This is a genomic window from Novosphingobium sp. PhB55 (assembly GCF_004368805.1).
Lineage (GTDB): Bacteria > Pseudomonadota > Alphaproteobacteria > Sphingomonadales > Sphingomonadaceae > Novosphingobium.
On sequence record NZ_SODQ01000001.1, the window covers coordinates 909,520 to 923,580 of the forward strand.

General features: G+C 66.6%; 12 protein-coding genes. 5 read left to right on the forward strand and 7 right to left on the reverse strand.

The annotated features are described in order from the left end of the window. Positions 1–46: 46 nt before the first annotated feature. The 4 genes from EDF57_RS04250 to EDF57_RS04265 form a co-directional block, all read right to left on the reverse strand. The gene (locus EDF57_RS04250; RefSeq protein WP_134093177.1) at positions 47–1,132 is read right to left on the reverse strand and encodes an oxidoreductase; all 1,086 of its coding nucleotides are present in this window, start codon (positions 1,130–1,132) and stop codon (positions 47–49) included. A 29-nt stretch (positions 1,133–1,161) separates the two neighbouring features. Then, positions 1,162–2,787 (reverse strand): NAD-dependent malic enzyme, encoded by a 1,626-nt coding sequence (locus EDF57_RS04255; RefSeq protein WP_134093178.1) that lies wholly within the window; start codon positions 2,785–2,787, stop codon positions 1,162–1,164. 94 nt (positions 2,788–2,881) lie between these two features. Then, complete coding sequence (locus tag EDF57_RS04260; protein ID WP_134093179.1) at positions 2,882–4,351, reverse strand: alginate export family protein; 1,470 nt, start codon at positions 4,349–4,351, stop codon at positions 2,882–2,884. A gap of 103 nt (positions 4,352–4,454) precedes the next feature. Beyond that, on the reverse strand, positions 4,455–5,777 hold the full coding sequence (locus EDF57_RS04265) for a dicarboxylate/amino acid:cation symporter (protein ID WP_132263481.1): 1,323 nt from the start codon (positions 5,775–5,777) through the stop codon (positions 4,455–4,457). Between the two features lie 235 nt (positions 5,778–6,012). Here EDF57_RS04265 and EDF57_RS04270 point away from each other — a divergent pair, with 235 nt between their 5' ends. Next, positions 6,013–7,725 carry an ATP-binding protein gene (locus tag EDF57_RS04270; RefSeq protein ID WP_134093180.1) on the forward strand — a complete coding sequence of 571 codons (1,713 nt, stop codon included), beginning with the start codon at positions 6,013–6,015 and terminating at the stop codon, positions 7,723–7,725. Then, positions 7,722–9,032: a sigma-54 dependent transcriptional regulator gene (locus EDF57_RS04275; RefSeq protein WP_134093181.1), complete on the forward strand. Its 1,311-nt coding sequence runs from the start codon at positions 7,722–7,724 to the stop codon at positions 9,030–9,032. Before EDF57_RS04270 ends, EDF57_RS04275 begins: the two co-directional genes overlap by 4 nt. 125 nt (positions 9,033–9,157) lie before the next feature. Here EDF57_RS04275 and EDF57_RS04280 read toward each other — a convergent pair whose 3' ends face one another. The 3 genes from EDF57_RS04280 to EDF57_RS04290 form a co-directional block, all read right to left on the reverse strand. Beyond that, positions 9,158–9,541: an OsmC family protein gene (locus EDF57_RS04280; RefSeq protein ID WP_132263486.1), complete on the reverse strand. Its 384-nt coding sequence runs from the start codon at positions 9,539–9,541 to the stop codon at positions 9,158–9,160. Positions 9,542–9,554: 13 nt separating this feature from the next. Beyond that, a complete protein-coding gene (locus EDF57_RS04285) occupies positions 9,555–10,451 on the reverse strand; it encodes a pirin family protein (protein WP_132263487.1) in 897 nt (298 codons plus the stop codon). Between the two features lie 138 nt (positions 10,452–10,589). Further along, positions 10,590–11,288 carry a pirin family protein gene (locus EDF57_RS04290; protein ID WP_132263489.1) on the reverse strand — a complete coding sequence of 233 codons (699 nt, stop codon included), beginning with the start codon at positions 11,286–11,288 and terminating at the stop codon, positions 10,590–10,592. A gap of 119 nt (positions 11,289–11,407) precedes the next feature. Here EDF57_RS04290 and EDF57_RS04295 point away from each other — a divergent pair, with 119 nt between their 5' ends. From EDF57_RS04295 to EDF57_RS04305, 3 genes are all read left to right on the forward strand, one after another. Next, complete coding sequence (locus tag EDF57_RS04295; protein WP_132263490.1) at positions 11,408–12,337, forward strand: LysR family transcriptional regulator; 930 nt, start codon at positions 11,408–11,410, stop codon at positions 12,335–12,337. Between the two features lie 333 nt (positions 12,338–12,670). Next, positions 12,671–13,144: an AraC family transcriptional regulator gene (locus EDF57_RS04300; protein ID WP_243654093.1), complete on the forward strand. Its 474-nt coding sequence runs from the start codon at positions 12,671–12,673 to the stop codon at positions 13,142–13,144. A 290-nt stretch (positions 13,145–13,434) separates the two neighbouring features. After that, complete coding sequence (locus EDF57_RS04305; RefSeq protein WP_243654094.1) at positions 13,435–13,842, forward strand: DoxX family protein; 408 nt, start codon at positions 13,435–13,437, stop codon at positions 13,840–13,842. Positions 13,843–14,061 lie beyond the last annotated feature (219 nt).

A 14,061-nucleotide genomic window follows, 5' to 3' on the forward strand; every position in this document is an offset into this window, starting at 1 on the left:
GACCCGAGAGGTGGGTTCTTTAGCTGCTCTCACGACCAGGACAGGCTCACCCGGCCCGGCTTGCCGTCCAGGCCGCGCGCTCGGCTTCGGTCAGCGGCAGCTCCATGCTGCGTCCTTCCGCGGCAGATCGCTCGGCCGCCTCGATCACGGCCATGACCGCGAGCGACTGGATCGGCGGCACCGGATTGGCCGCCCTGCCCCGCGCCGCTTCTCCCACCAGGCGATAGAACGCGCGCTGGTCGCCGGGCTCGGCTGGAAGACGGCTCGCCTGTCCTTCGCCATTGTAAAGCACGAGCGGATCGGGGTCCTCGCCCCACCCTTCGGCGCCAGGCGCCATGCCGGAGAGCAACTGGCTCTCCTGCACGTCCATGCCCTGCTTGACGGCGCTGCCCCCGGTTCCGTGGACGATGAAACGCGGCACGCCGCCCGCCACCAGCATCGAGGCATGAAGAACCGCCCGCTTCGCGCCGAACTCCAGCACCACATGGGCCCAGTCGGCGCTGCGTGCGCCTTCGCGCTGGAGTGCCAGAGAAGCCGTGACCCGGTCTGGCAAGCCCAGCAGCAGCAGCGCCTGGTCGACGAGATGAGGCCCCAGATCGAACCAGATGCCGGCGCCCGGTCCATCGTTCTCGCGCCAACGGTCACGCACTTGCGGGCGGAAGCGGTCGAAGTGGCTTTCGAGGTGGGAGACTTCGCCGAGAAGGCCCTCTTCGATGGCCTTGCAGATGCTGCGAAAATCGCTGTCCCAGCGGCGATTGTGGAACACGGTGAGCTGGCGGCCGGTCTCTTCGGCCAAGGCGATCAGCGCGCGGGCCTCGGCCATGTCGAGCGTGAAGGGTTTGTCGACGACGACGTTCTTGCCCGCGCGCAAGGCGGCCTGGGCCAGCGGGAAGTGCGTATCGTTGGGTGTGGCCACAACCACCAGATCGAGTTCTGCATCGCCCAGCAGGGCCGCGGGGTCGGCATGCACCGTTGCACCGGGGAACGCGGCCAGGACCTTGTCGGCACTCCGGCTGGTGACGCCGACCAGTTCCAGCCCTTCCACCGCGCCGATCAGAGGAGCGTGAAACGTGGCCCCGGCATAGCCGTACCCGAGGAGGCCGACCTTGAGAGCTTCGCTTGCCGGGGTCATGTCGTGTTCCTTCTCGGGCTAGTGGCCGTTCAGGCGTATTGGGCCTGCCACATGCTGGCGGCAATGCTTTCCCGCGTCAGCGCATCCGGCTCGGCCGTGGCGAGACCCTCGGCCTGTGCCTGGGCCGCCACCACGACGGCGATTTCCAGTGCGACGCCGCGAAGCTCGGTCACGGCGGGCAGCAGGCCGTCGTGATCGGCGCGGCTCAGTTCGCCCAGGCGGCGCGCGGCAACCATGAACATGCCGTCGCTGATCGCGGTCGCCCCGCTCGCCAGCGCGCCAAGGCCGACACCGGGGAAGACATAGACATTGTTGACTTGCGTGACGCCCGGCGTGCCGAAGGGACTGCCGGTGCCGACGAGCGCCTTGCCGCCGGTCCACTCCAGGATGTCCGCGGGATGGGCTTCGGCGCGCGAGATGGGGTTCGACAGCGGGAAGATCACCGGGCGCTCGACGTTTTCGGCCATGGTGCGGACGGTGCGCTCATCGAAGGCCGCTTTCTGGCCCGATGTGCCGATCAGCACGGTCGGGTGGACATTGGCGACCACTTCCTGAAGCGAGATCATGTTCTGGCCGCTGACGTTCCAGCCTGCGATCTCTGCCGGATCGCGGGCAAGGCGAAGCTGCTGCGGCGGCAGGCGGGGCACGTCGGAAAGGATCAACCCGTCCCTGTCGACCGCCCAGATCCGGGCGCGCGCGGACCTGTCGTCGAGACCTTCGGCGACCATGGCCTGGACCAGCATCTCCGCCACGCCGCTGCCAGCCGCGCCCGCGCCGAAGAGCACGACGCGCTGCTCGGTCAGCGGCACGCCGGTCCTGCCGATCGCTGCCAGAAGCGTGCCGACGGCCGTGGCGGCGGTGCCCTGGATGTCGTCGTTGAAGCTGAGCAGCCGGTCTCGATAGCGGACCAGGAGATCGTAGGCGTTCTTGCCCGCGAAATCCTCCCACTGGAGCAGGACGCCGGGGAAGCGGTCATCCACGGCGCTGACGAAAGCCTCGACGAAGTCGTCGTAGTCCTTCCCCCGGACGCGCCCGGCACGCCAGCCCACGTAGAGCGGGTCTTCGCGGCGCGCGTGGTTGTCGGTGCCGAGGTCGAGCAGGATCGGCAGGACTTCGGAAGGGTGGATGCCGGCGCAGGCGGTGTAGAGCGCCAGCTTGCCGATGGGGATGCCCATGCCGCCCGCGCCCTGGTCTCCCAGGCCGAGAATGCGTTCGCCGTCGCTGACGACGATCACTTTGACCCGGTCATAGGCGGGGTCGGCCAGGATGTCGGAAATGCGGTCCTTGTTGGGGTAGCTCAGGAACAGGCCGCGCGGGCGGCGCCAGATCTCGCTGAAGCGCTCGCAGCCCTCGCCCACGGTGGGTGTATAGACCAGCGGCAGCATGCGCGGCAGGTCGCTCTGGACCAGCGCATGGAACAGCACTTCGTTGGAATCCTGAAGCTCGCGCAGGAAAGCGTAGCGCTGGAAGTCGCTTTCCTTTTCCTCCAGCGCCTTGCGGCGGCGCTCGATCTGGCTGTCCAGCGTGCCGACATGGGGCGGCAGCAGGCCATGAAGGCCGAACTCGTCACGCTCCTCGGCGGTGAAAGCGGTCCCCTTGTTGGTCAGGGGATCGGAAAGCAGCGCACGGGCGGCAGCGTGACGGGTGGGAGACATCGACGACCTTTCCTTCACAGCATTTTCAGGTCAGGCAGGCCGCCTGACGACTCGAAAAAATGCTTCAAACCAATGATCCAGGGCGAATTTCGCCCTAGAAACGCAGACTCAGCCAGCCCGCCAGGAAATCGGAGCTGCGGTATCCCGCATCGGTCAGCGCGGGGCCGGCTTCGAGATGCTCGTAGCGCCCAGTGAACGAGACGCGGGGCGAGATCTGCCAGACCGCCTGCAAGCGGGCGAGTTCGGCGATCTTGCGCGCCCGGCCGTTCTGGGTGCCGGCAAAGGGTTGGCCGTTGGCCCGATAGACCGCATCGGTGACACTGTCACGCCAGGCGAAGCGGTATTCGGCATTCACTTTCACGTTCTTCAGCGGCGTGAAGCTGAAAGTGGGCGCGATGGCGCGCAAGTTGCTGGGCGTCAGGTAGAGCTGGTAGCTGAAATAGACGTTGTTGCCGAAAGGCGAGTAGGCATCGCGCAGCTTGCCGTCGCCATAGCCGCCCCCGCCGCTGGCATAGTCCGCGCTGAGCCCGATCCGCGGCGCGGACTTCGACGCCCCCAGCCGGTAAGACTGCGCCAGCAGCACCTGCCAGGCGTTGATCTTCTGGTCGATGAATTCGCCCCATTGGTGGTTCACCGTCCAGTCGAGGTTGATCGGCCCGGCATCGCCGTAGACGTGGACCCCGCCGTAATAGCGCGTGGCCGGGCCGATCCGCCCTCCCCAGGTACCCACGCCGTTACGGCGCCGCCAGAGGAAGGGATCCACGAAAAGCTTTGAATCGCCCAGGAACGTCTTCGGCACGGCATAACCCAGCGTCACGCCGGAAAAGCGGCGCTCCGGATCGCTCTTGTCGTCGCCGATGCCGTCCTCGCCATAAGCGGTGGGGCGCAAGTCGAAGACGTCCGCACGCACCGCCTTGCCGCGCGCCCAGGCGCGCACGCCGTTGAGCGTGTAGTGGATGGTGTTGTTGTCGCGCTGCGAAGTCAGCAGGTTGGGTCCGTCCACGAACTCCTGCCGCCCATAGCGGATGCCCACGTCCAGCCCTGCCAGCCGTCCATTGGCCTCCGCGAAATACTGCTGGGCGACGAGGCCGTTGCTCATGTTGGTGGCGGGCGTGCCGATGTTCTCGCCCGCGAGGCCGGCATGGGCCAGTTCCCCGTAGAAGCGCAAATGCGGGCCGACATGAACGTCGGCGCCCACCACCATGCGGCTGATGTCCTGCCGCTGGGCCTCGGCCTCGCGCAAGTTGGGATTGGTGGTCTGGTTGACCCGCAGGCGCAGTTCGCCCGAAAGCGTGACGTAGATGTCTCCGGTCTCGTTCAGGGGCAGGAACTTGAGCCGGTCGAGAAAGTCGTCGCGCTTCTTGGTATCGGCCATCGACCGCCAGTCCTCGGCCCAGCGGGAGATGCTGTAGCCGTTAGTGACGGCGCCGTCGCCATTGGAGGAAACCGGGTAGATCGGGGCTTTCGCCTCGTCTGCCAGTGCAGCGGTGGGGGCTGCGAAAAGCGCCGGAGCCGGGGCGCAGCAAAGGGTGGCGGCAAGCAGCCGCGGAAGACCGGTCTTCATAAGGATGATTCCTGTGCGGGGCCGCAGCCCCGAGGGTCAGTGTCCGTTTGAAAAATGCCCGCGGGGCATTTTCAGAGCGGCACCGGCCCCAAACAATCTCGGGTCAGACGAGCGCGGGGCTCGCGGTGGCAGCGGGCTCGCGATTGGCGAGCACGGCCTTGAACCGCTCGGTGTCGAGCTGGCCTTCCCAGCGCGAGACCACCACCGTCGCCACGGCATTGCCGATGAAGTTGGTGAGGCTGCGGCATTCCGACATGAAGCGGTCGACGCCCAGGATCAGCGCCATCCCCGCGACCGGCACCGAAGGCACGATCGACAGTGTGGCGGCCAGGGTGATGAAGCCCGCGCCGGTGACGCCCGCCGCACCCTTGGACGAGAGCATGGCCACGCCCAGCAGCAGCACTTGCTGGCCCAGCGTCAGTTCCACGTTGCAGGCCTGCGCGATGAACAGCGCCGCCAGCGTCATGTAGATATTGGTGCCGTCGAGATTGAAGCTGTAGCCGGTGGGAACGACGAGGCCGACGATGCTCTTGGGGCAGCCGGCGCGCTCCATCTTCTCCATCAACGAAGGCAGCGCGCTTTCCGAGGAAGACGTGCCCAGCACCAGCAGCAGTTCGGCCTTGAGGTAGGAAATCAGCGAGAAGATCGAGAAGCCTGCCAGCCGCGCGACCACGCCCAGCACCACCACCACGAAGAGCGCCGAAGTCAGGTAGAAAGTCGCGACGAGGCCAACGAGGTTGGCAAGGCTGCCGACGCCGTACTTGCCGATGGTGAAGGCCATGGCGCCGAAAGCACCGATCGGCGCGGCCTTCATGACGATCGAGACCAGCTTGAAGAACACCAGCGACACGTCTTCCAGCAGCGAAAGCGGACGCGCACCGCGGTCGCCCAGCATGGCCAGCGCAATGCCGAAGAGAATGGCGATCACCAGGACCTGAAGGATATTACCCTGGGTCATGGAGGAGAGGAATGTGTCCGGGATCATTTCCATCAGGAACCCGGTGATCGACGTTTCGTGTGCCTTCTCGGAGTAAAGTGCGACCTTCGAGGCATCGAGCGTGGCGGGATCGATGTTCAGGCCCTGCCCGGGGCGAACCACGTTCGCGACGGCCAGCCCGACGATCAGCGCCAGGGTAGAGAAGAAGAAGAAATAGCCGAACGCCTTGCCCGCCACCCGGCCGACCGAGCGCAAGTCGCGCATGGAGGCGATGCCGGTGACGATGGTCAGGAAAATGACCGGCGCGATCACCATCTTCACCAGCTTGATGAAGGCATCGCCAAGCGGCTTCAGCGCCTCACCCGTGGCCGGGGCGAAGTGGCCCAGCGTCACGCCCGCCGCGATGGCGACGAGCACTTGCACATAGAGATGTCCGTACCAGCGCTTTGGCGCGGTCGGTTCGTGCGTGTCGGACAACTGGGCGTGCATGGTAAGGCCTTCCTTCCTCTCTCGGGCACGCTCAAGACTTATGCTTATCGCGTGCCGGGCAGAAACTGTTCGATTCGACGCTGCGGCAAAAGCAGTTTTTGCATTCATTGGAAATGGCTGATTTCCGGGCCTTTACGGCGGGGGGATGCGGAGCCAAGGGGCAACAATCGGCACATTGCATTGCAGCGATGTGCAGAAATTTGCACATCGCTCTCTGCCGGTCTAGGCTGGCGCGGTGAATCGTCGCCACACGCTCTACTGGCTGCTGGCAGCCCTGGCCGCCGCGCTCCTTGCCGCGGGTCTGGCCGGCGAATTCGTGCGCCAGCGCGCCACTGCGGCGTTCTCCGCATCGGTCGCTGCCGACGCGCGGCTGCGCCAGTCCTTGCTCGACAGCGAGATCGCCCGGTTCCGCCTCCTGCCGCAGACCCTGGCGGACGACCGCGACGTGATCGCCGCCGCCAATCGCGAAAGCGGCGCGGACGAGCGGCTCAATGCCAAGCTGGAATCCTTCGCCGGCCAGATCGGCGCCTCGGCCATCTACCTGGTGGGAGAAGACGGGTTCGCGATCGCCGCCAGCAACTGGCGCCACCGCGACAGTTTCGTCGGCCGCGACTACCGCTTCCGGCGCTACTACCGCGACGCCCTGCGCCGCGGCGACGGCGCCCAGTTCGCGCTGGGCACCGTCAGCCATCGCCCCGGCCTCTACCTGGCGCGAAAAGCCGCCGGGGACTGTGTGATCGTCATCAAGCTCGACTTCGACCGGATCGAGGCCCAGTGGCGCACGGCAGGCGGCGAGACCTTCGTGACCAACCGCAACGGGGTGGTCCTCGTCGCCAGCCGCCCCGCCTGGCGCTTCGCCATGACGCGCCCGCTCGATCCTGCCCTTCAGCGGGCCATTGCGGGCGACATCGGAATTCCGCGCCTGACGCCCGCCCGCTTTTCCAGCGACGGTGACGGCCTGCTCCACATGCCCGAACGCAGCGGACGCCTGCTTCTTGCCACCAGCGCGCCCAACCGCGACCAGTGGCAGGTCAATCTGGCGCTGCCGATCCGGGTGGCCGTCACCACGCCGATGCGCAGCGCCCAGGCCGTGGCCGCGACTTTGGCCCTGCTCGCCGTCGGCGCCCTCTGGTGGCTCGCCCAGAGCAACCGCCGCCGCCGTGAACGCACCGCCCAGCTGGAAGCCGCCGTCACCGAAAGGACGGCCGAATTGCGCCGCGAGATGGAGGAGCGCAGTGCGCTCGAACAGCGCGCGGCCCTGCTGCGCGAGGAGCTGCGCCTCGCCAATCGCCTCGCCACGCTGGGACAAGTCACGGCCAGCGTCGCTCACGAAACCGCGCAGCCCGTGGCCGCGATCCGCAACTATGCCAGCTCGGCCGGGCAATTGCTGGACCTCGGTGCGGCCGCGGAAGTGCGCGAGAATCTTTCCGCTATCGACCGCCTTGCCGAACGCATCGGCATCATCACCGCGCAGCTGCGCGGCTTCGCCCGCAAGGGCAGCACCGGCGAGAGCGCGGTGCCGCTGGCCGAAGTGCTCGACGGCGCGCGCCTCCTGCTCAAGGAGCGCCTTGCCGCGCTGACCTTCGAAACCCCGGCGATTCCCCCCGGCCTCAAGGTCCGCGGTGACAAGGTGCGGCTGGAACAGATCCTGGTGAACCTCCTCCAAAATGCCATCGAAGCGCTCGCCGGGCGCGCGGCGCCCCGCATCATCCTGTCGCTGGCGATCGCGGGCGAAACGCTGCGCATCACTGTCGCCGACAATGGCCCCGGCATCGCGCCGGACATCGCGGATCGCCTGTTCACGCCCTTCGCCACCAGCCGCGCCGAAGGGCTCGGGCTGGGCCTGGTGATCGCGCAGGACATCGCGCAGGAGTTCGGCGGCGCCCTGCGCCTCGTGCCCAGCGACACCGGCGCCGCCTTCGAACTGCAATTGAGACTGGCCCGATGACCGACCTTTCCGCCGGCACCCGCCGCGTCGCCCTCGTCGAGGACGACGAAGACCTTGCCCGTTCGACGGCACAGCTGCTGAAACTCGCCGGGTTCGAAGTCGAAAGCTTCCCGGCCGCCGCCCCGGCGCTGGCAGCGCTCACCGCCGACTGGCCTGGCGTGGTCGTTACCGACGTGCGTATGCCGCACGTCTCCGGCATCGACCTGTTCCGCCAGCTTCACGAGCGCGATGCCGATCTGCCCGTCGTGCTGGTCACCGGCCACGGCGACATCGAGATGGCGGTACAGATGCTCAAGGCGGGCGCCTGGGACTTTCTCACCAAGCCTTTCGCGCCAGAGGCGCTGATCGCCGCCGTCACCCGCGCCGCCACCGCGCGCGGGCTGACGCTGGAAAACCGCCGCCTGCGGGCCATGTCGCAAGATGTCGACGCGCCGCTGTTCCTGGGCGAAAGCCCCGCCATCCGCAGGCTTCGCGAGATGGTGCCGGTGCTGGCCAATGCGGATATAGACCTGTTCATCGAAGGCGAGACCGGCACCGGCAAGGACCTTCTCGCCCGCCTGATCCACCGCGCCGGCAAGCGCGCGCGCCACCGCTTTCTGCCCCTGGCCTGCGCCGGGATGCCCGAAGCGCTCGCGGAACCGCTCTTCACTGCAACCGGCATTGACGAACCCGGCCTGGCCGCGGCCCATCGCGGCACGCTCTACCTCGACGATATCGACCGCGGCCCGGCGCACTTGCAGGAGCGCCTGCTGCCCTTCGTGGAGCAGCGCGTCCTGCGCCGCCGGGGCGAGGCCATGCCCGTCGACGTGCGCGTGATCTCCACCAGCCAGGACGCGGCCGAAGGCCCGCCGCCCTCGCTGCTGCCGCCGCTGTTCTACCGCCTCGCCGCCATGCGCCTGCGCATCCCGCCGCTACGGGAAAGGCGCGAGGACATCCCCGCTCTCTTCGCCCGCTTCGCCGGCGATGCCGCCAGCCGCGTCGCCCGCGAGCTTCCGCCCGTCACCGCGGCGGTCCGCACGATGCTGGAACGCCATGACTGGCCAGGGAACGTGCGGGAACTCGCCAATTTCGCGGAGCAGTTCGTGCTGGGCCTCGGCGATCCCTCGCCCACGCCCTCCCCTTCGGGCAACAAGGGCCTGACCGAGCGGGTCGACGCCTTCGAGCGCGAGGAGATCGTCGCGGCCGTGATCGCCGCGAACGGGGAGATCGGCGCGGCCATCCGCGCGCTCGATCTGCCGCGCAAGACGTTCTACTACAAAGTGAACAAGCACGGGATCGACCTGGGGGCACTGCGGCAAAAAGGCTGAAGAGGCACAACACCTCCCTTCGTCATTGCGAGGAGGCGAAGCCGACGCGGCAATCCAGGAGCCGCACTAAGCCGCCCCTGGATTGCTTCGCTACGCTCGCAATGACGAGGAAGAGAGCGAGAACTTCAAACCAGCTCGGTCTCGATCGGCAGCCCCGACTTCAACGTCAAGGTCACCGGCGTCCGCTCGGCAATATCGGCAAGCCGAGCCTTCTGCTCCTCGTCGAGGCCCACGATCGAGAGCTTGCGCTCGATATGCATCTGGTCCTTCGCACCCGCGAGCCGCAAGTCGACATCGACAGATACCAGGGGCCAGCCCTTGCGACTGGCGTACATCTTCAACGTGATCGCCGTGCAGGCTCCCAGGCTGGCGAGCAGCAGGTCGTATGGCGCCGGTCCCGCCCCCTGCCCGCCGAGCGCCTGGGGCTCGTCGGCGGTGATCGCGTGACCGCCGACCACGATCTCGGTGCGCCAGGGGGTTTCGCCGATATGCGCGGTTCCATGTGCCATGGTGTGAAGCTCCTCAGGCCGGAAGGGGGATGAATTCGCTCTCGTCGGGCACGCGGTCGAAGCGCTGGGCTTTCCAGTCGTCCTTGGCCTGCTCGATGCGGTCGAGCGAGGAAGAGACGAAGTTCCAGTAGATATGGCGCTTCTCCGGCAGTGGCTCCCCGCCCAGCAGCATCAGGCGCGTGCCGCCCTTGGCCTTGAGGATGACCTCGGCGCCGGGCTTGAAGACCACCAGTTCGGTCTCCTTGAAGCTGCCGGTCTGCCCCTCCACTTCGACTTCGCCGCCGACGACATAGATCGCGCGTTCGACGTGCTCGGCCTTCACCTGGTAGCGCGCACCGTCGAGCATGACGATATCGGCGTAGACCATGTCGGAATAGGTCTTGAGCGGCGAGGTCAGGCCGTCGGCCGTACCGGCGATCAGCGTCAGGCGCGTTCCGGCATCCTCGGTCACGGGGATCTCGTCCGCCTTGTGGTGGGCGAAGGCCGGCGCGATCTCTTCGGCCTCCTTCGGCAGGGCGATCCAGGTCTGGAGCCCGAACAGCTTGCCGCCGCTGGCGCGGACTTCGGGAGACGTGCGCTCGGAATGGACGATGCCGCTGCCCGCGGTCATCCAGTTGACCTCGCCGGGCCGGATCGCCTGGACGGAGCCGAGGGAATCGCGGTGGAGGATCTCGCCTTCGACGAGGTAGGTCAGCGTGGAAAGACCGATGTGCGGATGCGGGCGTACGTCGAGGCCTTCGCCGCTGCGGAACACCGCCTCACCCATCTGGTCGAAGAAGATGAAAGGGCCGACCATGCGGCGCTGCGCGGTGGGCAGCGCGCGGCGGACCTGGAACCCGTCCCCAAGGTCGCGAACGGGGGGGAGAACGACAAGGTCTACACCTTCGATATCGGATGAGCGAACAGTCATGGGGCAATCCTTCCTTGCGCTTCTTTTGTATGCCTGAGCGCCGGGGAAGAAGGTCGGCGCCGATCTGGTAAATTGCAATCCGGGAGATGAGGGAGCGGACGATTTCCGCCCGCTCCCCAACTCGTTTCGGCCTTGGTGTCAGGCCGCGTCGACCAGGACGATCTCGCTGTCCTCGATCGCGGTCACCCGCAGGACGTCGAGGTCGCTGATGGCCGCACCGTCACGGGCGTTGACGCGCACGTCCTCGATCTGCACCGCGCCGATGGCCGGCACCAGGTAGGCCTTGCGGTCCTTGCCCAGCGGATATTCGGCGGTTTCGCCGGCCTTGAGCGTGGCGCCGATGACGCGGGCATTGGTGCGGATCGGCAGCGCATCGTTGTCATTCTCGTAACCCGATGCCAGCGTGACGAACTGGCCCGACCGGTCGCCCTTGGGGAAGGGCTTGGCGCCCCAGCTCGGCTCTTCGCCGTCGCGGGTCGGGATGATCCAGATCTGGAAGATCTTCGTCGTCACGTCCTCAAGGTTGTATTCCGAGTGCGTGATGCCGGTGCCCGCGCTCATCACCTGGACGTCGCCAGCCTCGGTGCGGCCCTTGTTGCCCAGGTTGTCCTGGTGAGTGATCGCACCCTCGCGGACATAAGTGATGATTTCCATGTCGCGGTGGGGGTGCGGCGGGAAGCCGGTCTGCGGCGCGATCGCATCGTCGTTCCAGACGCGCAGGTTGCCCCAGTGGACGCGGGCCGGATCGTGATAGCCGGCGAACGAGAAGTGATGCTTGGCGTCGAGCCAGCCGTGGTTGGCACCACCGAGGCTGTCATAAGGGCGAAGTTCGATCATATCCTGTCTCCGGGGGCGGCGGGGTGAGGTGCCGCCCTCTCTTGAAACCCCATATAGACTTGCCTGCATTTCAAGTTCAGAGGGATAAAATCGACCTGACTGTTCTAGGAGATTGAAAAGTGAGCAACCCCGGTACGCCGACCCTGGACCAGCTGCGCATCTTCCTGGCCATCGTCGACACCGGCAGTTTCGCTGCCGCCGGGCGCAAGCTGAACCGTGCGGTCTCCGTCATCAGCTACGGCATCGCCAACCTCGAAGCCCAGCTCGGCGTCCTGCTGTTCGAACGCGAAGGCACGCGCAAGCCGCAGCTTACCGTAGCCGGCCGTGCCGTCCTGTCGGAAGCGCGCGGCGTGGCCGAGGGGATCGACGGATTGCGCGCCAAGGTGAAAGGCCTGCTCGACGGTCTGGAGGCCGAAGTCGACCTGGCGGTGGACGTCATGTTTCCGGCCGAGCGCCTCGGCGTGATCCTGCGGGCCTTTGCCGCGGAATTTCCGACCGTGCAGCTGCGCCTCCATGTGGAAGCGCTGGGCGCGATCACTGCGATGGTGCTCGACGGCACGGCGGTGGTCGGCCTGTCCGGCCCGCTTTTTGCCGGTGTCGACGGGCTGGAAAGCGTTTCGGTCGGCTCGGTGGCGATGGTGCCCGTGGCCGCGCCCGACCATCCGCTCGGCCGCATGGACCTGATCCCGCCCGGCGCCGGCCGCGAATATACGCAGCTGGTGCTCAGCGACCGCTCGCGCTTCACCGAGGGCAAGGACTTCTCGGTCATGAGCCCCAAGACCTGGCGCCTCGCCGACCTTGGCGCCAAGCACGCCCTGCTGCGCCAAGGCATCGGCTGGGGCAACATGCCGCTGCCGATGATCGAGGCCGATCTCGTGTCCGGCACCCTGATCCGCCTGTCGATGCCCGATCATCCCGGCGGCATCTACCGCTTCGGCGGCATCTGGCGCCGCGACACGCCGCCCGGCCCCGCGGCCGCCTGGCTGCTCGACCGCTTCGTGGCCCAATGCGAGATCGACGAGACGCTGACCGCCCTCCCGGATATCTGAATTAAAAGCGTAAATGGGGGAAAAGCCGGCTGGCAATAGTAAAAATCCCCCATTCCCGAAAGGAAGCAAGACTGCAATCTCCATAGACTATGAAGATGGGGCCTGATGATTCGGGCGGTGAACAGATTTTTCGTATCGAATTACTATGCGACAATCACCGTTATCGAGATTTGCCCCATCATCGCGATTGCCCCTGCCGTAGAGGTCGGATCGGTCGTCGAGCTTGGAGAGTTGGTCATGCTTCACGGAGTCCTGAGCACGACGACGACGAATACGGGACAGGATTCAAGACATTACCACGCTGAACCGCCGGCAATCCCGCAGGCCATCCCTTTGGCCAAGGCAATGGAGGCCGGCGGGGTGGGGCCCGACAGCCTCGCGCTGGCCAGAAGCCGATTGGCGGAGCACGACCTGCTGGTTCCGGTCGCGCCGCAGTCCGTCCCTGATGGCGACGCATCCGCCAAGGGCGGCCTTGCAGGCTGGCAGCTGCGCAGGGTCATCGGCCATATCGAGGAGAATCTCGGCCAGTCGCTGGCCTGCTGCGAACTGGCCGCCGTGGCGCGGCTCAGCACCGGGCACTTCTGCCGCGCCTTCAAGACCAGCGTTGGCGAACCGCCCCATGCCTACGTCATCCGCCAGCGCATTCGCCACGCCCAGCGCCTGATGCTGCGGACCGACGATGCCTTGTCCGAAATAGCCTGCATCTGCGGCCTGACCGACCAGGCCCACCTCACCCGCCTGTTCCGCCGCGTGGTGGGCAACACGCCCAGGGCCTGGCGCAACCGCTGGCGGCCGCTCACCGACTGACGGCCACTTTCCCGACACCCTGCGTTCGATCCCGGCGGCGACCATGCCGGGACCACGTTCGGCGCGCCTCCGGCGTACCCGAACTCCTCGGGACTGGCGGACCCCATTCCCCCGCCCACCGCCAGTCCCGCATTTTCGCACGCATCGAGGCATTTCAGTTTCATCGAACAGAGCGGTCCATTTTATCTGGATTTCTGGAATTCGTTTTTCGAGGCATTTCCCGGTTCAACGAGGCACCCCGCAGCCGTCACGGCCGGACCCTCTCCAGACCAGCCCCAAGGGGAATGACCATGAACACTGCCACCGCTACGCTCGCTCCCGCTGCCGAAGACAAGGGAATCCTGAAGTTTCTGCCGCTTGTGGGCCGCATCCTGATCGCCGCCATCTTCATCCTCAGCGGCCTTTCCAAGCTTTCCGATCCCGCTGGAACCATGGCCTATATCGGTTCGGTGGGCCTGCCCTTCCCCGCCGTGGCCCTGGCCGGTGCCGTCGCGGTGGAAGTCATCGGCGGCGCCCTGCTGATCTCGGGATACCGCCTGCGCAGCGTCGCTGCCGCGCTTGCCCTGTTCAGCCTCGTCACCGCCTTGTTCTTCCACGCGCAGTTCGCAGACCAGAACCAGTTCATCCACTTCTTCAAGAACGTCGCCATGGCCGGCGGCCTCCTGCAGATCGTCGCTTTCGGCAAGGGCCGCGACTGATCCAGAACCAGCCAGAACCCGCAAAACGAGGGGCTGCCGAAAGGCGGCCCCTTTGTCGTTCCAGCTCCGCCAGATTACAGACATCCGTTTTACAGACTCGCGCCTTGGCCTTGACGTCCAAGAGAGATGGCGCCCGGGATCCGCGGAAGAACCGCTGAAACAGCCCGAATACCTGACATCAAGGAAAGCAACCGCAGGATCGTCTCCGCGATAACACGC

What these genes read in the sequence shown, in the direction of transcription:
- EDF57_RS04305 (WP_243654094.1), top strand. Translation starts at nt 13,435, where the DNA reads ATGAACACTGCCACCGCTACGCTCGCTCCCGCTGCCGAAGACAAGGGA.
- EDF57_RS04265 (WP_132263481.1), bottom strand. Translation starts at nt 5,777, where the DNA reads ATGCACGCCCAGTTGTCCGACACGCACGAACCGACCGCGCCAAAGCGC.
- EDF57_RS04290 (WP_132263489.1), bottom strand. Translation starts at nt 11,288, where the DNA reads ATGATCGAACTTCGCCCTTATGACAGCCTCGGTGGTGCCAACCACGGC.
- EDF57_RS04280 (WP_132263486.1), bottom strand. Translation starts at nt 9,541, where the DNA reads ATGGCACATGGAACCGCGCATATCGGCGAAACCCCCTGGCGCACCGAG.
- EDF57_RS04250 (WP_134093177.1), bottom strand. Translation starts at nt 1,132, where the DNA reads ATGACCCCGGCAAGCGAAGCTCTCAAGGTCGGCCTCCTCGGGTACGGC.
- EDF57_RS04285 (WP_132263487.1), bottom strand. Translation starts at nt 10,451, where the DNA reads ATGACTGTTCGCTCATCCGATATCGAAGGTGTAGACCTTGTCGTTCTC.
- EDF57_RS04260 (WP_134093179.1), bottom strand. Translation starts at nt 4,351, where the DNA reads ATGAAGACCGGTCTTCCGCGGCTGCTTGCCGCCACCCTTTGCTGCGCC.
- EDF57_RS04255 (WP_134093178.1), bottom strand. Translation starts at nt 2,787, where the DNA reads ATGTCTCCCACCCGTCACGCTGCCGCCCGTGCGCTGCTTTCCGATCCC.
- EDF57_RS04275 (WP_134093181.1), top strand. Translation starts at nt 7,722, where the DNA reads ATGACCGACCTTTCCGCCGGCACCCGCCGCGTCGCCCTCGTCGAGGAC.